Source organism: Rhizobium sp. KDH_Rht_773_N, assembly GCF_052946295.1.
The window spans coordinates 1,382,657-1,404,261 of record NZ_CM129525.1 but is presented as its reverse complement, the minus strand read 5'-3'; the positions used below and the strand labels follow the sequence as shown (position 1 = coordinate 1,404,261).

General features: G+C 62.8%; 22 protein-coding genes and 1 tRNA gene. 12 read left to right on the top strand and 11 right to left on the bottom strand.

The window, feature by feature from the left end; all coding sequences use genetic code 11:
- Positions 1 to 53: 53 nt before the first annotated feature.
- Both fmt and truA read left to right on the top strand, forming a co-directional pair.
- A complete protein-coding gene (gene fmt, locus ACU8HS_RS07180; protein ID WP_447015677.1) occupies positions 54 to 989 on the top strand; it encodes a methionyl-tRNA formyltransferase in 936 nt (311 codons plus the stop codon).
- On the top strand, positions 989 to 1,786 hold the full coding sequence (gene truA, locus ACU8HS_RS07175; protein WP_447015676.1) for a tRNA pseudouridine(38-40) synthase TruA: 798 nt from the start codon (positions 989 to 991) through the stop codon (positions 1,784 to 1,786). The genes fmt and truA overlap by 1 nt, the downstream gene beginning before the upstream one ends.
- Before the next feature lies 1 nt (position 1,787).
- Here truA and ACU8HS_RS07170 read toward each other — a convergent pair whose 3' ends face one another.
- The 3 genes from ACU8HS_RS07170 to dapD form a co-directional block, all read right to left on the bottom strand.
- Positions 1,788 to 2,384 carry a hypothetical protein gene (locus ACU8HS_RS07170; RefSeq protein ID WP_112565401.1) on the bottom strand — a complete coding sequence of 199 codons (597 nt, stop codon included), beginning with the start codon at positions 2,382 to 2,384 and terminating at the stop codon, positions 1,788 to 1,790.
- 2 nt (positions 2,385 to 2,386) lie between these two features.
- Complete coding sequence (gene dapE / locus ACU8HS_RS07165) at positions 2,387 to 3,580, bottom strand: succinyl-diaminopimelate desuccinylase (RefSeq protein ID WP_112565403.1); 1,194 nt, start codon at positions 3,578 to 3,580, stop codon at positions 2,387 to 2,389.
- Between the two features lie 102 nt (positions 3,581 to 3,682).
- Positions 3,683 to 4,540, bottom strand: coding sequence for a 2,3,4,5-tetrahydropyridine-2,6-dicarboxylate N-succinyltransferase (gene dapD / locus ACU8HS_RS07160; RefSeq protein ID WP_112565405.1), 858 nt, complete (start codon positions 4,538 to 4,540; stop codon positions 3,683 to 3,685).
- A 195-nt stretch (positions 4,541 to 4,735) separates the two neighbouring features.
- On the opposite strand from dapD, the gene ACU8HS_RS07155 reads away from it, so the two are divergent.
- Positions 4,736 to 5,602: an LOG family protein gene (locus ACU8HS_RS07155; RefSeq protein ID WP_112565407.1), complete on the top strand. Its 867-nt coding sequence runs from the start codon at positions 4,736 to 4,738 to the stop codon at positions 5,600 to 5,602.
- A 94-nt stretch (positions 5,603 to 5,696) separates the two neighbouring features.
- On the opposite strand, the gene ACU8HS_RS07150 is transcribed toward ACU8HS_RS07155, so the two are convergent.
- Together ACU8HS_RS07150 and ACU8HS_RS07145 are read right to left on the bottom strand one after the other, a co-directional pair.
- Complete coding sequence (locus ACU8HS_RS07150) at positions 5,697 to 6,311, bottom strand: EF-hand domain-containing protein (protein WP_112565409.1); 615 nt, start codon at positions 6,309 to 6,311, stop codon at positions 5,697 to 5,699.
- A 102-nt stretch (positions 6,312 to 6,413) separates the two neighbouring features.
- Positions 6,414 to 7,121 (bottom strand): pyrimidine 5'-nucleotidase, encoded by a 708-nt coding sequence (locus ACU8HS_RS07145; protein WP_447015675.1) that lies wholly within the window; start codon positions 7,119 to 7,121, stop codon positions 6,414 to 6,416.
- A 103-nt stretch (positions 7,122 to 7,224) separates the two neighbouring features.
- Here ACU8HS_RS07145 and ACU8HS_RS07140 point away from each other — a divergent pair, with 103 nt between their 5' ends.
- Together ACU8HS_RS07140 and ACU8HS_RS07135 are read left to right on the top strand one after the other, a co-directional pair.
- Positions 7,225 to 8,295, top strand: coding sequence for a bifunctional transcriptional activator/DNA repair enzyme AdaA (locus ACU8HS_RS07140; RefSeq protein ID WP_447015674.1), 1,071 nt, complete (start codon positions 7,225 to 7,227; stop codon positions 8,293 to 8,295).
- Complete coding sequence (locus ACU8HS_RS07135; RefSeq protein WP_377313580.1) at positions 8,292 to 9,062, top strand: isocitrate lyase/PEP mutase family protein; 771 nt, start codon at positions 8,292 to 8,294, stop codon at positions 9,060 to 9,062. The genes ACU8HS_RS07140 and ACU8HS_RS07135 overlap by 4 nt, the downstream gene beginning before the upstream one ends.
- On the opposite strand, the gene ACU8HS_RS07130 is transcribed toward ACU8HS_RS07135, so the two are convergent.
- Positions 9,047 to 9,964, bottom strand: a complete 918-nt coding sequence (locus ACU8HS_RS07130) for a LysR family transcriptional regulator (protein ID WP_447015673.1) — start codon at positions 9,962 to 9,964, stop codon at positions 9,047 to 9,049. The genes ACU8HS_RS07135 and ACU8HS_RS07130 overlap by 16 nt on opposite strands.
- 121 nt (positions 9,965 to 10,085) lie before the next feature.
- On the opposite strand from ACU8HS_RS07130, the gene ACU8HS_RS07125 reads away from it, so the two are divergent.
- Positions 10,086 to 10,931 carry an oxidoreductase gene (locus tag ACU8HS_RS07125; RefSeq protein ID WP_447015672.1) on the top strand — a complete coding sequence of 282 codons (846 nt, stop codon included), beginning with the start codon at positions 10,086 to 10,088 and terminating at the stop codon, positions 10,929 to 10,931.
- A 26-nt stretch (positions 10,932 to 10,957) separates the two neighbouring features.
- On the opposite strand, the gene argB is transcribed toward ACU8HS_RS07125, so the two are convergent.
- On the bottom strand, positions 10,958 to 11,845 hold the full coding sequence (gene argB, locus ACU8HS_RS07120) for an acetylglutamate kinase (protein ID WP_037100983.1): 888 nt from the start codon (positions 11,843 to 11,845) through the stop codon (positions 10,958 to 10,960).
- A gap of 156 nt (positions 11,846 to 12,001) precedes the next feature.
- Between argB and ACU8HS_RS07115 the strand changes: the two genes are divergently transcribed.
- From ACU8HS_RS07115 to ACU8HS_RS07105, 3 genes are all read left to right on the top strand, one after another.
- Positions 12,002 to 12,538 carry a sigma-70 family RNA polymerase sigma factor gene (locus ACU8HS_RS07115; RefSeq protein ID WP_112758101.1) on the top strand — a complete coding sequence of 179 codons (537 nt, stop codon included), beginning with the start codon at positions 12,002 to 12,004 and terminating at the stop codon, positions 12,536 to 12,538.
- A complete protein-coding gene (locus ACU8HS_RS07110; protein WP_112705067.1) occupies positions 12,535 to 13,254 on the top strand; it encodes an anti-sigma factor domain-containing protein in 720 nt (239 codons plus the stop codon). The genes ACU8HS_RS07115 and ACU8HS_RS07110 overlap by 4 nt, the downstream gene beginning before the upstream one ends.
- A 108-nt stretch (positions 13,255 to 13,362) precedes the next feature.
- Positions 13,363 to 13,920, top strand: a complete 558-nt coding sequence (locus ACU8HS_RS07105; protein WP_112753913.1) for a fasciclin domain-containing protein — start codon at positions 13,363 to 13,365, stop codon at positions 13,918 to 13,920.
- 139 nt (positions 13,921 to 14,059) lie between these two features.
- Here the strand turns inward: ACU8HS_RS07105 and yihA are convergent, their stop codons facing one another.
- From yihA to rpmH, 4 genes are all read right to left on the bottom strand, one after another.
- The gene (yihA, locus tag ACU8HS_RS07100; protein WP_447015671.1) at positions 14,060 to 14,713 is read right to left on the bottom strand and encodes a ribosome biogenesis GTP-binding protein YihA/YsxC; all 654 of its coding nucleotides are present in this window, start codon (positions 14,711 to 14,713) and stop codon (positions 14,060 to 14,062) included.
- Between the two features lie 129 nt (positions 14,714 to 14,842).
- Positions 14,843 to 16,633, bottom strand: a complete 1,791-nt coding sequence (yidC, locus tag ACU8HS_RS07095) for a membrane protein insertase YidC (protein WP_112705065.1) — start codon at positions 16,631 to 16,633, stop codon at positions 14,843 to 14,845.
- Positions 16,633 to 17,034, bottom strand: a complete 402-nt coding sequence (rnpA, locus tag ACU8HS_RS07090; RefSeq protein ID WP_112705064.1) for a ribonuclease P protein component — start codon at positions 17,032 to 17,034, stop codon at positions 16,633 to 16,635. The genes yidC and rnpA overlap by 1 nt, the downstream gene beginning before the upstream one ends.
- A 22-nt stretch (positions 17,035 to 17,056) precedes the next feature.
- Positions 17,057 to 17,191, bottom strand: coding sequence for a 50S ribosomal protein L34 (gene rpmH / locus ACU8HS_RS07085; protein ID WP_016552555.1), 135 nt, complete (start codon positions 17,189 to 17,191; stop codon positions 17,057 to 17,059).
- Between the two features lie 452 nt (positions 17,192 to 17,643).
- Between rpmH and ACU8HS_RS07080 the strand changes: the two genes are divergently transcribed.
- The 3 genes from ACU8HS_RS07080 (at position 17,644) to ACU8HS_RS07070 (ending at position 21,509) form a co-directional block, all read left to right on the top strand.
- On the top strand, positions 17,644 to 19,635 hold the full coding sequence (locus ACU8HS_RS07080) for a methyl-accepting chemotaxis protein (RefSeq protein ID WP_447015670.1): 1,992 nt from the start codon (positions 17,644 to 17,646) through the stop codon (positions 19,633 to 19,635).
- 153 nt (positions 19,636 to 19,788) lie between these two features.
- A complete protein-coding gene (locus ACU8HS_RS07075; protein WP_447015669.1) occupies positions 19,789 to 21,309 on the top strand; it encodes an ATP-binding protein in 1,521 nt (506 codons plus the stop codon).
- 123 nt (positions 21,310 to 21,432) lie between these two features.
- A tRNA-Arg gene (locus ACU8HS_RS07070) sits at positions 21,433 to 21,509 on the top strand.
- The last annotated feature ends 96 nt before the right edge of the window (positions 21,510 to 21,605 follow it).

The window sequence follows — 21,605 nt, the reverse complement described above, 5'->3', positions numbered from 1 at the left end:
CTCAGGCTCGTAAACCCGTTTGAAGACGGCTGATCCTCAATTGGCGAGATAGAATGTCTCTTCGTATCGTGTTCATGGGAACGCCCGACTTTTCCGTCCCGACGCTGCGCCTGCTCGTCGAGGCCGGCCATCGGATCGTCGCCGTCTATACCCAGCCGCCACGGCCGGGCGGGCGGCGCGGCCTCGACCTGCAGAAGTCTCCCGTGCATCAGGCGGCCGAACTGCTTGGCCTGCCGGTCTTTACCCCGGTCAATTTCAAGGATCCGGATGAGCGTGAGCGGTTCCGGGCGCTCGGCGCCGATGTCGGCGTCGTCGTCGCCTACGGGCTGCTGCTGCCCGAGGCTATCCTGACCGGCACGCGTTACGGCTGCTATAACGGCCACGCCTCGCTGCTGCCGCGCTGGCGCGGCGCGGCCCCCATCCAGCGGGCGATCATGGCCGGCGACGAAAAGACCGGCATGATGGTCATGAAAATGGACAAGGGCCTCGATACCGGCGATGTGGCGCTGACCCGCGAAGTCGAGATCGGCCCGAACATGACGGCAGGCGAATTGCACGACCGCCTGATGCATGTGGGCGCCAAGGCGATGGCCGAGGCCATGGTCAAGCTGGAAATGGGCGATCTGCCGCTGACGCCGCAGCCGGCGGAAGGCGTGCTCTATGCCGCCAAGATCGACAAGGCCGAAACCCGCATCGATTTCAGCCGCAACGCCAGGGACGTCCACAATCATATTCGCGGTCTGGCACCCTTCCCCGGCGCCTGGTTCGAGCTCGAGAGCAACGGCAGGGCGGAGCGCGTCAAGGTGCTCGGCTGCGAGCCTGCGCCGGGCGAGGGCGCTGCCGGCACGCTTCTGTCGGACGATCTCGTCGTTGCCTGCGGCACCGGTGCCGTTCGCCTCACCAGGCTTCAGAAGGCTGGCGGCAAGCCGCTTGCATCGGCCGACTTCCTGCGCGGCACCCCGCTTGCCGCGGGCACGAGGCTCGCCTGATGCCGCGATACCGCATGATCGTCGAATATGACGGCGGCCCCTATGTCGGCTGGCAGCGGCAGGACAACGGACCCTCGGTACAGGGCGCGATCGAACAGGCGATCTTTTCGGCATCGGGCGATACCGTTTCCATCCGCGGTGCCGGACGCACCGATTCCGGCGTTCATGCTATGGGTCAGGTCATCCATGCCGACCTTTCGAAGGACTGGCTGCCCTTCAAGCTGCAGAATGCGCTGAACGCCCATCTGAAGCTTGCCGGTGAAAAGGTGGCGATCCTCGATGTCGAAGTGGCGAGCGAGTTCTTCGATGCCCGCTTTTCGGCGCTGCGCCGGCACTATCTCTACCGCATCGTCAGCCGCCGCGCGCCGCTGGCGCTGGAAGCGGGCAAGGCCTGGTGGGTGCCGAAGGCGCTGGATCACGAAGTGATGCATGCCGCCGCCCAGACGCTTGTCGGCAAGCACGATTTTTCGACCTTCCGTTCGGCCCACTGTCAGGCCAACAGCCCGGTGCGCACGCTCGACCGGCTGGACGTGACCCGCAACGGCGAGCTCATCGAGATCCGTGCGACGGCCCAGAGCTTCCTGCACAACCAGATCCGCTCTTTTGCCGGAACGTTGAAACTGGCAGGCGAGGGCAAGTGGACGCCCGCCGATGTGCGCGCAGCACTCGATGCGCGCGACCGCAAGGCCTGCGGCCCCGTGGCGCCGCCGGACGGGCTCTATTTCATGCAGGTCGATTATCCCGATGTAATCACCGATCGCCGCAGGCCTGCCGATGACGAGGACGATTTTTCCTGATTCATGCCGGATAGATGCCGAGAAAATTCTGCAGGTATTCCGACAGCATCATCGAGGGCACCAGCAGCACCAGCGTCAGGGCGCCGACCATCAGGGCATGGCCGTGGCAGATCATCCGGAGAATGCGCGCCAGCACGAAGACCTGCGCCAGCATGAAGACCAGCAGCAGCAGCGATACGATGCCGACGGAGCCCGGCAGGAAAAAGGCGAGCGCCAGCAGCAGCCCGTTGATATAGGCAAGCGGCACGCCCAGCCAGTTGACGCTGACGACAACAGGCGCGAAGCGCTCGCCCATGCGGAAGGCGAGCAGCAAGAGCCCTGCAAAGACGAGCGGCACGAACCAGTTCGCAAGCTCGACGAGCCCAAGCCGGAAATAGAACGGAAACCCGACATTCGTCTCCGGCGGCATCGAGCGGAGGAAGGCATTGCGCCACGACAGCCAGTAAATACCGGTCGGCGGCAGGCACCAGACGATCGCCCAGAAGGAACGGTTGACGCCACGATCGGATATATCGAGGAAGCGGAAGCCGCGCGGATCGAGTTTGATCAGCAGCCAGATGCCGGCGAGATAATATTGAACCTCTCTGAAGCCCGGCATTCTCAAACCCCGGTACTCTCAAACCATCGTTCGATGAAAGTCTCGTAGATCGCCGTCAGCGTTTCCAGATCCGCAACGGCAACCCGCTCGTCGACCATGTGCATGGTCTGGCCGACAAGGCCGAATTCCACGACCGGGCAATAATCCTTGATGAAACGCGCGTCCGAGGTGCCGCCGGTGGTCGATAGCGCCGGCGCTGCGCCCGTGACGCTCTCGACCGCCGAGGACAGGGAGGCGATCAGCGCATTGTTGCGCGTCAGGAAGACATGGCTTGGCCGGTCGGCCCAGACGATCTCGTATCTGACCGGCGCGCGGCCCGGCCGCAAGGTGCCGCCGGCAGCGGCGGCATCGAGGCGCCTGACGATCTCGGCCCGCAGCGTGTCGGCCGTCCAGGTATCGTTGAAGCGGATGTTGAAGCTTGCCGAAGCCCTGGCCGGAATGACGTTCGTTGCCGGGTTGCCGACATCGATCGTCGTCACTTCGAGATTGGACGGCTGGAAATTGTCGGTGCCGGCATCGAAGGGCGGGTCCATGAGCGCCTGGGTCAGTTGCAGCATGCCGCGCACGGGATTGTCGGCAAGATGCGGATAGGCCGCATGGCCCTGCACGCCGTGCACGACGATCTTTCCCGAGAGCGAACCGCGCCGGCCGATCTTGATCATGTCGCCGAGCCTGTTCGGATTGGTGGGCTCGCCGACGACGCAGGCATCCCAGGTCTCGCCGCGTCCGGCAGCCCATTGCAGGAGCTTGATCGTGCCGTTGATGGACGGGCCTTCCTCGTCGCCGGTGATCAGGAAGGAGATCGACCCTTTCGGCGGCCCGTGCTTTTCGACATGGCGGGCAACGGCTGCGGCAAAACAGGCAATGCCGCCCTTCATGTCGACTGCGCCGCGGCCGAACAGCTCGCCACCGGCGATCTCGGCGGCAAAGGGCGGATGCGTCCAGGCCGCTTCGTCGCCGACGGGCACGACGTCGGTATGGCCGGCAAACATCAGGTGCGGCCCTTCGGTGCCGAGCCGGGCATAGAGATTTTCCACGTCGGGCGTGCCGGCTTCCGTCGCCACCATCCGCTCGACCGTGAAACCGAGCGGCGAAAGCATGGCTTCCAGCGCGGAAAGCGCGCCGCCTTCCGCCGGCGTCACGGACGGGCAGCGGATCAGGGTCTGAAGGTTGGCGACAGGATTCGTAGCGGTCATGACGGTGGAATTATCCGGTGGGAATGGCAAAGGCGTGGCAAGGCGCAGCGCCGCCTCGCCCAAAAGACGCCGCTTGTTTACCGAATCAAATTCGGGCTGTCATCAATCTCTGAGCAGCTCGTTGATGCCCGTCTTGGAACGGGTCTGCTCGTCGACGCGCTTGACGATCACGGCGCAATAGAGGTTCGGCGCGGCCAGGCCGTTTGCCATCGTCTTGTCGGATGGCAGCGAGCCCGCCACGACGACGGAATAGGGCGGCACTTCGCCATAGGTGATCTCGCCGGTGGCGCGGTCGACGATCTTGGTCGACTTGCCGATGAAGACGCCCATGCCGAGCACCGAGCCTTCGCGGATGATGCAGCCTTCGACGACTTCGGAACGCGCGCCGATGAAGCAATTGTCCTCGATGATCGTCGGGCCGGCCTGCATCGGCTCCAGAACGCCGCCGATGCCGACGCCGCCGGAAAGATGCACGTGCTTGCCGATCTGCGCGCAGGAGCCGACCGTCGCCCAGGTATCGACCATCGTGCCTTCGCCGACATAGGCGCCGAGATTGACGAAGGACGGCATCAGGATGGCGTTCGGAGCGATATAGGCCGAGCGGCGCACCACCGCGTTCGGCACGGCGCGGAAGCCGGCGGCGCGAAACTGGCTCTCGCCCCAGCCTTCGAATTTCGAGGGAACCTTGTCCCACCACGTCGACTGGCCGGGACCGCCCTTGACCACTTCCATGTCGTTGAGACGGAAGGAGAGCAATACGGCCTTCTTCAGCCACTGATTGACCTTCCAGGCGCCGTCGGCACCGCGCTCGGCCACGCGCGCCTTGCCTGCGTCCAGCAGGTTGAGCGCTGCCTCGACCGCATCGCGCACTTCGCCCTTCGTCGACATGTTCACATTGTCGCGATTGTCGAAGGCGGTTTCGATGGTCTTTTCGAGGGATGCGAGGTCGGTGGCGCTCATGAGAATTCCTTAAACTTCGATCTTTATCGTGGAGACGGCGGAGTCTCCGGAATTGCGGTTGGCGGGTCGTCACCCGATCTACAGCATGCGCCCGTAAAATGGAATGATTTTTCGGACAAGATCATATCTGGATTCAAGGCGTTATAGCGACATATCCGGTCACTTGTGGCCGGTGATACTGAAAGGCATTTCGACATGGCAAAGGCAAGAAACGGCGGCGCGCGGCGCAAGGACGGTGTCTGGGACCCGTTGAAGAGCAGTTCGAGCGACAGGCAGCGCGCGGAAGCGGTTCCAAAGACGCCGCAGACCCTCTCGCCGGCCTATCGTCTTGCCTATGTGGACGAGGATTTCCTCTGCCGTGAGGAACTGCGCCCGATCCGCCTGCAGCTCGAACTCTTGAAAGTCGAGATGATGATGGCCGAGCGCGGCATCAAGTCGACGGTCGTCATGTTCGGCGGGGCTCGCATTCCCGCCCCCGGCCAGAGCGCCTGGGCCGCCCGCAACGAGACACAGCGCGCGAACCTGGAAGCCGCATCGGTCTATTACGACGAGGCCCGCAAGTTCGCCCGCCTGTGCTCGCGTTATGCGGCCGGCTTCGATTTCCACGAATATGTCGTCGTCACCGGCGGCGGTCCGGGCGTGATGGAGGCGGGAAACCGGGGGGCAGCGGATGAGGGCGCGCCCTCGATCGGCCTCAATATCGTGCTGCCGCACGAGCAGGCGCCGAATGCCTATGTGACGCCCGAGCTCAGCTTCAACTTCCACTATTTCGCAATCCGCAAGATGCATTTCATGGTGCGCGCCAAGGCGGTTGCGGTCTTCCCCGGCGGCTTCGGCACGCTGGACGAATTCTTCGAATGCCTGACGCTGATCCAGACCGGCCGCATGGAGCGCATCCCGCTGCTGCTCTTCGGCTCGAAATTCTGGCGCAGCATCATCAATTTCGATGCGCTTGCCGAATTCGGAACGATCGCGCCCGAAGACGTCAACCTGATCAGCTTTGTCGATACCGCCGACGAGGCCTGGAAGATCGTCCAGGACTTTTACGAGCACCGCGAATAGAGCGCGCAGCGAAAGGCCCTCTCCCCGCGGGCGGGAAGAGGGCTCCGGGTGACGGGCAAACCCTCGCGATATCGAAGGTGAAGCCGGACGGTCCTTAGAGGAAGGGCCGGTCCGGCATGTCGTCGATCGAGATCACGCCGTCCTTGTTGCGGTCCATCCGGTCGAAGAACTTGTTGAAGGCGGTTTCCGCCTCCTGCTTGCTGATCTGGCCGTTCTCGTCGGTGTCGATGCGATGCATCATCAGCGAAGCGCCCATGATGCGCATGCGCATTCCATGACGGCCGTGGCGGCCGTGATCCCTGTCGTCGGCGGTCGCCGCGGCGGCGTTCTCATCGGCATCGCCCTTTTGGGCCGAGACGGCTTCGCGGCGGGCCTTGAACTGGGCCTGGCGGTAATCGCGGATTTCGCCCGGAGTGAGGGAACCGTCATGGTTGGTGTCGATAGCGGCAAAGATCTTCTCCATGCCGTCGGTCGCCTCCTGCTTGGAAACCTGTCCGTCCTTGTTGGCATCGAACTGTTTCAGCATGCGCACAAAGGCGATTTCGCGGAAGGCAGCGCCGCGCGGTCCGCCCATCATGCCATGCTCCATCCTGCCGTGATGCCCCGGACGGTCGGGCCGGTCGCCGGGGGCGGCGAAGCTCGCGCCGGCGGCTGCGCCGAGCAGGAGAACAGAGGAAAGCGCCGTCAGGATAAGCTTGTTGCGGTACATGTCAGTGCGTCCTTTCGTAGGATGTCCCTCGCTACGAAAGGTAGGGCCGAACCGCGCCACGGCCCAGTTAAACATCTGTAAGATGGATGAAACTTTAGTAAGCTAGGCGGTAATCTTCTTCAGGAAATCAGCGAGATCGTCGGTGACGAAGTCGATGTGATCGTCCTCGCCGCTCGTCTTCTCCCACCACTCGACGACCGTTTCCTCCAGGTTGCGCGGCACCAGCAGGACGGTCTGCATGCCGAGCGCCTTCGGCACCGTGAGGTTGCGCGGCAGATCCTCGAACATGGCGGCCTTGTCGGTCTTGACCTTCTTCAGCGCCGTGAACTTGTCATAGGTTGCCTGCGCCGGCTTCGGCAGGTAATCGGCCGCGACGATATCGAAAATATCGTCGAAATTGTCGAGAATGCCGAGCGCGCCGGCCGTTGCCTGCGCATGCTGGACGCTGCCGTTGGTGAAGATGAACTTGCGCCCCGGCAGCGCCTTGATGGCTTCGGCGAGCTCCGGCTGCGGGGTCAGCGCCGAATAGTCGATCGCATGCGCCTTTTCGAGGAAGTCGTTGGGATCGATCCCGTGATGGATCATCAGGCCCTGCAGCGTCGTCCCATGTTCGAGATAATATTGCTTCTGCAGCTTGCGCGCCTCGTCGTGCTCCATCTGCAACAGCGCCGCGACATAGGCCGTCATGTTCTTGTCGATCTGCGCGAAGAGATTGATGTGATGCGGGTAGAGCGTGTTGTCGAGGTCGAAGACCCATTCGGTCACATGCTCGAAATCATTCTTGCTGGGCGTGCGGTCGATCTTTGTCATGGCCGACCTTATGGCACGGCTGCAGCGCCAAGAAAATCACGAAGAGAAAATAGACGCCCGATTTTCGGCGGACGACCGAAGCGCGGAGTGCTAGAAAGCGAACATGCTTTTCGAACGCCCCGACGATGATACGCTCTACGATGCCCTGATCGCCCGCAGCGCCGATTACGAGGGCCAGGCCTATGTCTGCGTGAAGACGACAGGTATCTTCTGCCGCCTGACCTGCCCGGCGCGCAAGCCGAAGCGGGAAAACACCATCTTCTTCGATACGATCGCCGCCTGCATGCATTCCGGCTTCCGTCCCTGCCAGCGCTGCCGGCCGCTGGAGCAGCCGGGCCGCGAGCCGATCGTCGACGAACTCCTGGCAAGGCTCGACGGCGAGCCGGATGTGCGCTGGACCGAGGACGAACTGGTGCGCCGCGGCTACGATCCCTCGACCGTGCGTCGCGCCTTCAAGCGGGCGCTCGGCATGACCTTCCGCGATATCGTCCGCTACCGCAGGCTCGGCGAGGCTGCCCGGCAACTGGCCGACGGCGCGCGCGTCATCGATGCGCAGATCGACGCAGGCTATGGTTCCTCGAGCGGCTTCCGGGCGGCCTTCCAGCGCCTTGTCGGCAAGGCGCCGGCGCTCTCGCAGAACCGCGAACTGCTCTTTGCCGACTGGTTCGACACGCCGCTCGGCCCGATGATCGCGGTCGCCGACAGGACCCATCTGCATCTCCTCGAATTTCACGACCGCAAGGCCCTGCCGACCGAACTCGAAGCCCTGCAGAAGCGCGTCCGCTCCTCGGTCGCGATCGGCCGCACGCCGGCGATCGATCAGGTAGAGGCGGAAATCAGGGACTATTTCGAGGGGCGGCTGACCACTTTCAGGACGCCGCTGGCGCTTGGCGGCACGCCCTTCGAAAGGCATGTCTGGGCAAAGCTCATCGAAATCCCCGCCGGCCAGACGCGCGCCTATGGCGATCTCGCAAGGGAGATGCAAAGGCCCGAGGTCGTGCGTGCCGTCGGCCGGGCCAACGGCGCCAACCAGCTCGCCATCATCGTGCCCTGCCATCGCATCCTCGGCGCGGACGGATCGCTGACCGGTTATGGCGGCGGGCTCTGGCGCAAGCAATGGCTGCTTCGGCACGAGGAAAAGATCATGGCGCAGAAGATGGAGAGGACAGCATGAACCAGAACGAGAAGGCCGAGCTTTTCGGCACGCTGCACCGAAAGGGAGCGCCCGTCATTCTATACAATATCTGGGATGCCGGAACGGCCAGGGCGGTGACGGAGGCCGGTGCCAGGGCGCTTGCGACCGGAAGCTGGTCCGTCGCCGCCGCCAATGGTTATGGCGACGGCCAGAAGCTGCCGATGGAGGTGCTGATCGAGACGGCCCGCTCGATCACCGCCGCCAACGAGCTGCCGCTTTCGGTCGATTTCGAAGGCGGTTATTCGACGGAGCCGGCCGGTGCGGCGGCCAATGTCGCAAAGCTCATCGAGGTCGGCGCCGTAGGCATCAATTTCGAGGACCAGCGCGTCGGCGAAACCGGCCTTCATCCTGTCGAAGCGCAGGCGGCACGCATCCGCGCCATCCGGGAAATGGCCAGGGCGCGCGGCATCGATTTCTTCATCAACGCCCGCACCGATCTCTTCCTTCAGGAAGGAGACGGCTCCAGGCATGCCGGATTGGTGGATGAGGCGATCGAGCGCGGCAGGGCCTACGCGGCGGCCGGCGCCAGCGGCTTCTTCGTGCCGGGCCTGATCGAACCGGCATTGATCGAACGGATCTGCGCCGCATCCGCGCTGCCGGTCAACATCATGATGAAGGCCGGCGCGCCCGATCCGGCTGCGCTTGCAAGGCTCGGCGTTTCGCGCATCAGCTATGGTCCCGGCCCCTACCGGGCCATGATGGAAAAGCTGAAGGAAGCCGCCGCGGCGATCTATTCGGCCAACTGATCGTTGCCGGCCAAGCTTTTCTGCGTGGCGAAAGCCTGCGCCAGGAAATTGCGCACGATGGGAGAGCGCTCGTCACGTCTTGTGGCGAGCGCCAGCCGCGCCGTCGGCGCTTCGCCTGAAATCGTGACGTAGCGAACGCCGGGCACCTTGATCTCCGCCATGTCCTTCGGCACGACCGAGACGCCGAGGCCGACGGCGACCAGGCTGGCGATGGCGGTGATCTGCGGCGCCGACTGGCCGAGCACGGGCTCAAATCCGGCCCGCCGGCACGCGGCGATGATGTCGTCGAAAAAGCCGGCGCCGGCCTCGCGCGGAAAGAGCACGAACCGCTCTCCGGCCAGTTCGTCAAGGCGCAATGTCTGCGCCTCCGACAGCCGATGCCTTGCCGGCAGCACGATGACCATGGGCTCCTCGGCCAGCAGCTGGCACCGGACTTGCGGTTCGTCGCCGCTGCCGGGGCGGATAAAGACGGCGTCGAGTTCTTCCCCTTCGAGCCTCTCCAGCAATCGTGCGGTGGGCGATTCCTCGAGGCCGAATTGAACGGCCGCATATTTTTCGCGGAAGGCGTTGACGATGGCAGGTACGACCGGATTGAACACCGCCGAACTGGTGAAGCCGACCCGCAGGCGCCCGCTCTGGCCGCGTGCCGCGCGCATGGCGGATTGTTTGGCCTGTTCGGCCTGAGCCAGGATCGCCCGGGCTTCCGGCAGGAAGGCCTCGCCTGCCGCCGTCAGTTCCGCACCGTTCGACAGGCGCCGGAAGAGGGCGGCGCCGATCTCGTTTTCAAGATCGCGTATCTGATTGCTGAGCGGCGGCTGGCCGATGCCGACCTTGCGGGCTGCGCGCGTGAAATTGAGCTCTTCTGCGACCGCAAGGAAATAGCGAAGGTGACGAAGCTCCATGCTATACTTTTAAGATATCGCATTCGCCTGCGCAATATATTGGAAATAGCGCTCCCGCCCCTGCCACATGACGGGCCGGGCCGCCCTGTCTGTCGCGGCCGCATCAGGACAGGAGTGCACGATGCGTTCAACCGAAAAGCAGTTTCTCATTACCGGTGTCAGCTCGGGCTTTGGCCGTGCCTTTGCGCAGGCCGCACTGGAGAAGGGCCACCGCGTGGCGGGAACGGTGAGGAACGAGGAAGCCGCCGCCGCGTTCGAGAGCCTGGCGCCGGCGCGGGCAACGGCGGTTCGCCTGGACGTCGCCGATATCGGGGCGATCGAACCGGCCGTTGCCGGCATCGAGAAGACGGTCGGGCCGGTGGACGTTCTCATCAACAATGCCGGCTATGGGCATGAAGGAACCCTGGAGGAATCGCCGATCGAGGAAATGCGCCGGCAATTCGAGGTCAATGTCTTCGGCACCGTCGCCATGATGAAGGCCGTCCTGCCGTTCATGCGCCGGCGGCGGGCAGGCCGCATCATCAACATCACCTCGATGGGCGGCTTCATCACCATGCCGGGCATTGCCTATTACTGCGGCAGCAAGTTTGCGCTGGAAGGCATCAGCGAGGTCCTGGCGAAGGAAGTCAAGGATTTTGGCATCGCGGTGACGGCGGTGGCTCCCGGCTCGTTCCGCACGGACTGGGCCGGCCGCTCGATGATCCGCACCGGCAGGAGCATTGCCGATTACGATGCGCTCTTTGATCCCATCCGCAGGGCGCGCGAGGAAAAGAGCGGCCGGCAGGCCGGCGATCCCCGCAAGGCCGCCGCTGCCGTGATGGCGCTTGTCGAGGCCGAAAACCCGCCGGTCCATCTGCTGCTCGGCGCCGACGCGCTGGCCCTTGTCCGCGACAAGCTGAGGGGCTTGAGCGCTGAAATCGACGCCTGGGAAAGTCTGACGCTTTCGACTGGTTTTGCCGAGGCATAAAAAAGGCGCCGGAGGGCGCCTTTTCGTCAGGGAACGATCAGCGTGCCGACGCCGTGCTCGGTGAAGATTTCGAGCAGCACGGAATGGGCCGTCTTGCCGTTCAGGATGACGACGCCCTGCACGCCCGCCTTGATGGCGTCGATGCAGGTTTCCACCTTCGGGATCATGCCGCCGGAAATCGTGCCGTCGGCAATCAGCGCATGCGCTTCGGCGACGGACAGTTCCTTGATGAGTTTGCCCTGCTTGTCGAGCACGCCGGGCACGTCCGTCAGGAACAGAAGGCGGGTGGCGTTCAGCGCGCCGGCAATGGCGCCGGCAAACGTGTCGGCGTTGATATTGTAGGTCGCGCCGTCGCGGCCCGGGGCAACCGGTGCGATGACCGGGATCATCTCGGAACGGGCGAGAAGGTCGAGCAGCGTACGGTCGACTTCGACCACCTCGCCGACGAAGCCGAGATCGAGCACGCGCTCGATGTTGGAATCGGGATCCTTGACGGTCTTGCGCGCCTTTTCGGCAAAGACCATGTTGCCGTCCTTGCCGCAGAGGCCGATCGCCCATTCGCCGGTCTGGTTGATCAGCGCGACGATTTCCTTGTTGATCGAGCCGGCAAGCACCATTTCGACGATCTCGACCGTCTTCTGGTCGGTGACGCGCAACCCGCCCTCGAACTTGGATTCGATACCCATCTTCGTCAGCATCGCGCCGATCTGCGGGCCGCCGCCATGCACAACGATCGGATTGACGCCCGACTGCTTGAGCAGCGCGATATCGCTCGCAAAAGCCTTGCCGAGTTCGGGATTGCCCATGGCATGGCCGCCGTATTTCACGACGATGGTCTTGTTTTCGTAGCGCTGCATGAAGGGCAGCGCCTGTGCGAGAAGACGTGCCTGGATTTCGCTTTCGGACTCGTTCATGGGGGACCCCGCGGAATTGATCGCGGCCTTTTATCTCAAGTTTTTGACAGAGGGAATAATCCGGGACGCAATAGTTTTCCGTATCTAAGGCCGACCTGGGAACCTGCCAGCTCATATTGAAACTATCGAACCGGAAATCGTTCATTCGAGGGCGACATGACTGGGGATTTTGCAGATCTGATCGGCCGCGTGGCGCTTGGCGACCGCAAGGCCTTTGCCGCGCTCTATAACCAGACCAGTCCGAAACTTCTGGCGATCTGCCTGCGTATCCTTGGAAACAGGAACGAGGCGGAAGAAGTGTTGCAGGAGGTCTACATCAAGATATGGCAGCGTGCCGGTGCCTTCACCGCCGGCTCCGCGACATCGGCCGCCTGGCTTGCGGCCATTGCCCGCAATCAGGCGATCGATGCGTTGCGGGCGCGCAAGCCGGTCGCCGACGAAATCGACGAAGCGCTCGGCCTTGCCGACGCCGCTCCCGACCCCGAAGCACAAGTCGTGATTAAGGATGAAGGAAGGCGGATTGACACCTGCATGGAAGAGTTGGAAGCTGATCGTGCGGTCGCGGTGAAAAGAGCTTATGTCGAAGGGCTGAGCTATCAGGAACTGGCCGGTCAGTTTGGTGTCCCGCTGAATACGATGCGGACATGGCTAAGACGCAGCCTGCTGAAACTGAGAGAGTGCATGGAACGATGACATCGCCCGACAAAAGCAAGGGAGACCGCTCCCGCGACGAGGTTCTGGCCGGCGAATATGTGCTGGGCGTCCTCTCTCTCCAGGATCGCAGGATCGTCGAGGAGCGCATGCGCCGCGATCGGCAGTTTGCCGCCATCGTCAGCCGCTGGGAGGTCAACCTCTCCAGCTTCAACGACGAATATGGCGCGGCTCAGCCAAGCCGCGAGACCTTCAAGCAGATCGAGGCGCGCCTCTTCGCCGATGCGGAAACTGCGCCGCGCTTTTCGCATGGGCTCTGGAATTCCGCCGGCTTCTGGCGCTCGCTGACATTTGCCTCGCTTGCCGTCACCCTGGGCGTCATCGCCTTTGCCTCCGGTCTTGTGCCCCAGCCTCCGGCATCGCCGCCGCTGGTCGCCGAGCTCTCGGGACCGAACAATCAGGTCAATCTTGCGGCCTCCTACGAGATGCAGAGCGGCCGGTTGAAGATCGTGCCGGTCGCGGCCGGCAAGCCGGAGGAGAAATCCCTGGAACTCTGGCTCGTGCCGGGCAGCGGCACGCCCCGCTCCCTCGGGGTTTTCCAGCCGGGCATGAATGGCGAACTGCTGATACCGGGCGACATGCGCGGCCAGATTTCCGATGGCGCGACGCTGGCCGTCAGCTTGGAGCCCTTCGGCGGCTCGCCCACGCATCAGCCGAGCGGCCCCGTCATCGCCAGCGGTTCCATCCACCGGCCGTAAACAGGTCATTCTCCTGAAACTCTTCTGCAGCCTCTTCCGTAGTTGCTGATATCCGGGCGGCGCAGGGCATGAAGCCGGCGGCTGCGACCGGGTGCAGAGGAGAAGATCATGATCAAGTCCGCATTGCGCGCAGCCGCGCTCACCGCCGCCCTTTCCGCAATCGCTTTCGCCGCTCAGGCAAAGAACCCGATGGTCGGCGGTGCCGCGATGTATGCGAACAGGAACATCGTGGAAAATGCCGTCAATTCCAAGGATCATACCACGCTGGTTGCTGCCGTGAAGGCCGCCGGCCTGGTCGGCACGCTGGAAGGCAAGGGGCCGTTCACTGTCTTTGCCCCGACCAACGAGGCCTTCGCCGCCTTGCCGAAAGGCACTGTCGACACGCTCCTGAAGCCGGAAAACAAGGACAAGCTCGTCAAGATCCTGACCTGCCATGTCGTTGCCGCCGACGCCATGTCGAAGACCGTCGCCAGGATGATCAAGGAGGACGGCGGCGAGCATGATATCAAGACGGTCGGCGGCTGCGTGCTCAAAGCGAAGGAAAGCATGGGCAAGATCACGCTGACGGATGAAAACGGCGGCGTTGCCCACGTCACCATTGCCGACGTCAAACAGTCGAACGGCGTCATCCACGTCGTCGACGAGGTGTTGCTGCCCAGGATGTAAGGGCGGCGCCTAAAGCAATTCCAGCAAAAGCGCGAACCGGTCTTGCGTCCGGAATTGCGGAGAAAACAATGAGCCGGAGCGTTGAAGGCGCTCCGTTTTCGCCGGAAATGCTCTGGGAGGCGTCCTTGCGGCGCCTCTCTTATTTCCAGTTGGCTATTCCGACCGTTTCGGCAATCGCCTGCCGCAGGTCGTCCAGTCCCTCGTTCTTTTCCGAGGAGGTGGAAAGCACGGCCGGATAGGCGGCCGGCCGCTTGCGGATCTTCTCCGATGTTTCGGCAACGAGTTTCGGCACGGCCGGGGCCTTGATCTTGTCCGTCTTGGTCAGCACGATCTGATAGGAGACGGCCGCCTTGTCGAGCAGCGTCAGCACCTCTTCGTCGTTCTTCTTGATACCGTGACGGCTGTCGATCAGCACATAGACGCGCTTCAGCGTCGCGCGGCCGCGCAGATAGTCGAAGACGAGCTTCGTCCAGTTGTCCACCTGCTCCTTGGGCGCCTGCGCATAGCCGTAGCCCGGCATGTCGACCAGCGCCATCGGCGGCAGGTCGCTGCCTTCGCCGGAATAACCGTCCGGAACGAAATAGTTGAGCTCTTGCGTGCGTCCCGGCGTATTGGAGGTGCGCGCCAGGCCCTTCTGACCGACCAGCGCGTTGATCAGCGACGATTTGCCGACATTCGAGCGGCCGGCGAACGCCACTTCCAGCGGCCCTTCCGGCGGAAGGAACTTCAGGGAAGGCACGCCGCGGATGAAGATCCAGGGGTGGCCGAAGAGCGGCTTTGCGATTTCAGTCATATGAATTCTGCGATCTCCGGGTTCGGGATGAAACCGGCTTCATGTTTTTGGGATGCAATGTCAAGGTTCGCGCGCCTGCGCGTTTGCGCGGCCCGAAACAAAAAGCCCCGCCGAAGCAGGGCTTTTCGACTATTTCGATGGCGCCGGTTTTCGCTTGAACAGGCCCTTCAGATTGTCGAAGAGCTCGATCTTCACGCCGTGGCGCTTCATGATCACCGATTGCTGGATCACCGAGAGCGTGTTGTTCCAGGCCCAGTAGATCACGAGGCCGGCCGGGAAGCTCGCCAGCATGAAGGTGAAGACCAGCGGCATCCAGTTGAAGATCATCGCCTGCGTCGGGTCGGGCGGGGTCGGGTTCATGCGCATCTGCACGAACATGGTGATGCCCATGATGAGCGGCCAGACGCCGAGATGCAGCAGGGTCGGCGCCTCGAAGGGCAGCAGGCCGAACAGGTTGACGATCGTCGTCGGATCGGGCGCGGAAAGGTCCTTGATCCAGCCGAAGAAGGGGGCGTGGCGCATCTCGATGGTGATGTAGATCACCTTGTAGAGCGAGAAGAAGATCGGGATCTGCAGCGCCACCGGCCAGCAGCCGGCGATCGGGTTGATCTTCTCTTCCTTGTAGAGCTGCATCATCGCCTGCTGCAGCCCCATGCGGTCGTCGCCGAACTTGGCCTTCAGCTCTTCCATCTTCGGCTGCACGCGCTTCATGTTCGCCATCGAGGCGTACTGCTTGCTGGCGAGCGGGAAGAACAGCGCCTTGACGACGATGGTCGTGCACAGGATCGCCACGCCGAAATTGCCGAAGTAGCGGAAGAAGAAGTCCATCAGCTTGAACATCGGCTTGGTGATGAAATAGAACCAGCCCCAGTCGATCAGGCGGTCGAAGCGCGGAATGTTGTAGCTCGCCTCGTAGCCGTCGATGACGGGAACTTCCTTGGCGCCGGCAAACACCATGTTCTTCACTTCGACGGACTGGCCGGGCGCCACCGTGAATGCGTCGTTCTTATAGTCGGCCTGGTAGCGCGGCTGACCGTCGGTAAAGTGTGAGAAACGTGCCTCATAGGCGGCCTGCTGCGGCGGGATGATCGTCGCCGCCCAGTATTTGTCGGTAATGCCGAGCCAGCCGCCGGTGGACTTCGCCGGAGTGACCGCTTCCTTCTCGACGGCGGTATATTTGCTTTCGATCAGGCCGTCGTCGCCGATCACGCCGATGAAACCTTCGTGCAGAACGTAGACGGAGGGCGTCGTCGGCTTGTTGTAACGCGTCACGCGGCCGTAGGAGGAGAGCGAGACAGGCGCCTGGCCGGCATTCTCGATCTTGTCCGTGACCGTGAACATGTAGTGTTCGTCGACGGAGATCGTGCGGGCGAAGGTGATGCCCTTGTCGTTGGTATAGGTCAGGGTGACAGGAGTCTTTTCGGTGAGCTTTGCGCCTTCCGGGGCGGTCCAGACGGTGGACGGGCCGGGAACGGCGCCTGTCGTGTCGCTGCCGATGTAACCGAGCTCGGTAAAATAGCCGTCCTTGGTCTCAGCCGGCGAGAAGAGCGTGATGATCGGGCTCGAGTCGTCGACGGTCTCGTGATAGGCCTTGAGCTTCAGGTCGTCGAGGCGGGCGCCGGCAAGGTTGATGGAGCCGGAAAGCGCGGCCGTGTCGATGGCAACGCGCGGCGTCTTCGCAAGTGCTTCTTCGAGAGTGGCGGTCGCCGCGGCCTGACCTGTCGGGGCAGCGCCGCTCGTCTGGGCGCCCTGGCTGCCGGCTGCCGGCTGCTGCGTCTGCTCGGTCTGCTGCTGTGCCTTCTGGGCTTCCTGAGCCTTGCGCTGGGCCTCGATGCGCGGGTTCATGTAGAGGAACTGCCAGCCAAGGACGATCAGCACCGAGAGAGCGATCGCAATGAAGTAATTGCGGTTGTTTTCCATCATACGTTCCTGGGGCGCTCGTCTTTCGGGCGCCGGTGTTTCGGCCTGGTTTCCACGCGGGCTTTCAGTTCCGCGGCCAGTTCTTCGAAGGACGCCGTCAATACGTCCCTGCGGGCGACAACCACATAGTCGTGTCCGGGCTGCATTGCAAACCCTGCATGAAGCCGCACCGCCTCTTTCAGGCGCCGCCGCATGCGGTTTCTTTCGACCGAGTTGCCATGTTTTTTGGTAACGGTGAAGCCGACCCGGGCTTCGCTGTCCTCTTGCCTGCGGTTCAGGACCTCGAGAAGGAAGAGGGGGCCGCGGCGCTTTTCGCCTTCGCGGACTGCAAGAAATTGCGGGCGGCTCTTCAGCCGCCCGACAATCTTTTTGTCTTCTTTGGTCTTCAAGCCGCCCGTCATATTCTATCGGGCAATTCCGGCCTTAGGCCGAAAGACGCTTGCGGCCGCGTGCGCGGCGGGCAACGATGACCTTACGGCCGCCCTTGGTGGCCATACGCGCACGGAAACCGTGGCGGCGCTTGCGGACAAGCTTCGAGGGCTGATAGGTACGCTTCATTTATTTAAACACCGCGGAGTGCGGCCCTTCTTGAGTTTGCATGATGCAAGGAGCGTTGTTTTTCGAACGGGCGAGGTCGCAAAAGACCTTGAATGACCGGACGTGCGGCGGCTTATACGGATGAAGCTTTCCAAAGTCAATTAACGTAGCCAGATTCGATGATTCACAGAGCGGGATGGCAAGATTTCGCATTCCGGTGTTAACGAATGCACCTTCTCCCTATCTGGTTGTATAGTTCGCCCCGCGGTTCGCAAAAGCTTTCAGCCGCAACTTTTATTCCTTGAAGATGCTCGGTCATTGGCGAAAAGGGCCGGCGGCTACAGTAAATATGGGTAATTTTTTGTAGTCGCTATTGTTAATATTCGAAATACAACATTAACGAATTTACCCGATCTTCTGCCTGTCGGCTGGGAATTTGCTTTCCGGCCCCGTGCAAAGCGAGGGAGCGTGCGTTGAAAATTCGCGGCAAGATCAATCTTCTGGTTTCCGTCATGGGCGGCGTCGCGCTTCTGATCGGCGCCACCGCGCTCTCTGCGATGCGCGAATACAATGAGAACCTGACGGCATACGAACATGCCGCCGCCCGCGCCTATGCCGGCGAGCGCCTCAACCGCTTCGTCACGGCCGTCGTGATGGAATCGCGCGGCATCTATGCGGCAAAGACGATCGAGGATACGCCGGCCTTCGCCAAGGGCCTGATGGCCGATCTGGACGAGATCGACAAGGTCATCGCCGGTTGGGCGCCGCTGGTTCCCGACAGCCAGAAGGCGTCCTTCGTCAAGCTCGTGGACCGCGCCAAGGAATTCCGCACCTTCCGCACCGAGACGGCCCGCCTCGGCACGCAGGTCGGTCCCCAGGCCGCCAACGAACAGGGCAACAACGACGCCAACCGCGCCAACCGCAAGGCCTTCCAGGCCGAGATCGACGCGATCGTCACCACCGACAAGGCCGAACTGACGGCGGTCAACGACGAGATCGAAGATTTCCGCAGCTGGATCCTGATGCTGGTGCTCAGCATCACCGGCATCGGCATCGCAGCCGGCGTCGGCATGGGCTTCTATATCGGCACCAGCCATCTCAGCCGGCCGATCAAGAAGGTGACGCACGCCATCAAGGAAGTCGCGGACGGCAATTTCCAGGTCGAGGTTCCCTATGCCGGCCGCAAGGACGAAATCGGCGAAATGGCCGCCGCCGTTGCCGTCTTCAAGGAGAACGGCCTTGCCATCCAGCGCATGAACGCCCAGGAAGCGGCAATGCGCGCCAAGAGCGACGACCTGCAGTCCAGCATGTCCGTCGTCGTCGCCGCCGCTGCCGCCGGCGATTTCAGTCATCGCATCAACAAGGATTATGAGGACGAAAGCCTCAATCAGTTCGCCGGCAACATCAACACGCTTCTGTCGAGCGTCGATGCCGGCGTCGACGAAACCCGCCGCGTCATCGCAAGCCTTGCCGAGGGCGACCTGACGCAGACCATGCGCGGCGAGTTCCAGGGCGCCTTCGCCGAACTGCAGAAAAACGTCAACAGCACCTTCGTCACGCTGCAGACGACCATGCGCGAGGTGCGCGAGACGACCGAAGCGATCAACGGCAATACCAACGAACTGCGCAACGCCAGCGACGATCTCTCCAAACGCACGGAACAGCAGGCCGCCGCGCTCGAGCAGACCTCCGCCGCGCTCGACGAGATCACGGCCGTCGTCCACAATTCGACCGAACGCGCCCAGGAAGCGACCGTCATGGTTTCCGAGGCGAAGGAAAATGCCGGCCGCTCCGGCGTCGTGGTCCGCAACGCCGTCGATGCCATGGGCCGCATCGAGCAGGCCTCGCGCGAAATCAGCCAGATCATCAACGTCATCGACGAAATCGCCTTCCAGACCAACCTTCTGGCGCTGAACGCCGGCGTCGAGGCGGCCCGCGCCGGCGAGGCCGGCAAGGGCTTTGCCGTCGTCGCCCAGGAAGTGCGCGAGCTTGCCCAGCGCTCGGCGACCGCCGCCAAGGACATCAAGGCGCTGATCACCAAGTCCGGCGATGAAGTGCAGGTCGGCGTCAAGCTGGTGCAGGCGACGGGCGAGGCGCTTGCCGAGATCGAGACACGGGTCATCGCCATCAACGACCATATCCATTCGATCGCGACGGCCGCAAAGGAACAGTCGACCGGCCTCAAGGAAGTCAACACCGCCGTCAACCAGATGGACCAGGTGACCCAGCAGAACGCAGCGATGGTCGAAGAAACCTCGGCTGCCACCCACAAGCTCTCGGCCGAAGCCGATGGCCTCGTGCGCCTCATCGCCCGCTTCAAGCTTTCCAACGAGGCGCCCGTTGCCGTTGCCCGCCAGCAGCATCACCAGCCGGTCGCCTCTCCGGCGCGCCGTGCGATCGGCCGCGTCGCCCGCGCCTTCGGCGGCAATGCCGCAGTTGCGGAGCAGAGCTGGGAAGAATTCTGACAGCCGTCATGAACGCATCCGGAACGCCGCCTGCGGGCGGCGTTTTCGTTTGTGACGACTTGCCGCTCCTCGCAAAGATTTGAAAGCGGGGCATTGTGGTCTAATATAAGAGCTTATTCTGATGGCGGCCTTTCGCCGCACGGACAAGACGAGATGCCGGTTCAAGACCAGGGCGAGACTTCCAAAGCGGAAAATATCGCGGCCGGTGAGGCTGCCAGGGCTTCTTATCCGCGTGCCGGCATGTTCAGCCGCCTGTCCGGCAAGCTGCTCTGGCTCACCGTCTTCTTCATCATGCTGGCGGAAATCCTGATCTTCTTCCCTTCGATCGCCAGCATGCGCGTGCGCTGGCTCGAAGACCGGCTGAATACGGCCGCGGCTGCCGCAATCGTCATCGATGGCCTGCAGCCGGTGGAACTGCCGCGCGCCCTGCAGAAGGAGACGCTGGAGGCAACCGGCACCAAGGCGATCGTGCTGCGCAAGGACGGCACCTCCCGCCTGCTTGCCATGAGCGAAATGCCGACCTCGGTCGACGATTCCTACGATCTCGGCAATATCCCGCCGCTGACGGCGATGCGCGATGCGCTGGACACGATGATCTTCGGCGGCAACCGCATGATCCGCGTCTATGGGGCGGTGGGCGAGACCAGGACCGGCGTCGAGGTGGTGATGAAGGACCGGCCCCTGCGCAAGGCGATGTTCGTCTATGCCCGCAACGTGCTGCTTCTGTCGGTGCTGATCTCGCTCTTTACCGCGACGCTGATCTTCTTCTCCATTAACCGCATTCTCATCCGCCCGATCCGCAGGCTGACGGGCAGCATGCAGCAGTTTGCCTCCGATCCGGAAAACCCGCTGAACGTCTATGTCGGCGATGGCGGCCGCGACGAACTGGCCGTTGCCGGCCGCAATCTCACCTCCATGCAGCTGGAGCTGCAGAAGACGCTGAAGCAGCAAAAGAACCTTGCGGCTCTCGGCCTCGCGGTCTCCAAGATCAACCACGACATGCGCAATATCCTGGCCTCCGCCCAGCTGATGTCCGACCGCCTCGTCGATGTCGACGATCCCATGGTCAAGAGCTTCGCGCCGAAGCTCCTGCGCACGATCGACCGCGCCGTGGGCTATACGACCGAAGTCCTCTCCTACGGCAAGGCAACCGAATCGCCGCCGCGCCGCCGCCGCATCCGCCTCTATGAGCTGATCCAGGAGGTGAAGGATATCCTCGCCATCGACCCGCAGACCGGCGTCGAATTCGTCGAGCAGATAGCGCCGGAGCTGGAAGTCGATGCCGACAGCGAACAGCTGTTCCGGATCATCCACAACCTCTGCCGCAACGCCCTGCAGGCGCTCACCTCGCCGGGCGAGCAGGGGGCCGGCATCGTCAGGCGCATCACCGTATCAGCCCAGCGCGTCGGCAGCGTGGTCAGCATCACGATAGACGATACAGGCCCCGGCATGCCGCTGAAGGCGCGCCAGAACCTGTTTGCCGCCTTCCGCGGCTCGGCCCGCTCCGGCGGCACCGGCCTTGGCCTCACCATCGCCCGCGAGCTGGTGCTGGCGCATGGCGGCACGATCGCGCTTGTGGAAAAGCCGTCGGTCGGCACCCAGTTCCGCATCGAAATTCCCGATCGCCCGGTTTCGCTCGAAGATTACCGCAGCCGTTCCCACGCCGAAAAGTGATGCAATTTCCGCAAGGGAGCTTTGCTGGACCAAAGTCGCGATTTTTTTCAGATTGCTCTTGCATTGTCCGAAAGGACCCTTTAGAGAACCGCCCACGCAAGCGGCACGGCCGCTTCTGCAAGCGCACCCGTAGCTCAGCTGGATAGAGCACCAGACTACGAATCTGGGGGTCAGGAGTTCGAATCTCTTCGGGTGCGCCATTTCCTTCAAGAAAATCCTTAAATCCCAATAGTTTCAAGCCTTTCGCAATCTTTCCGGTCCACATTCGGGTCCACGGAAGGTACGCAATGGGGTTA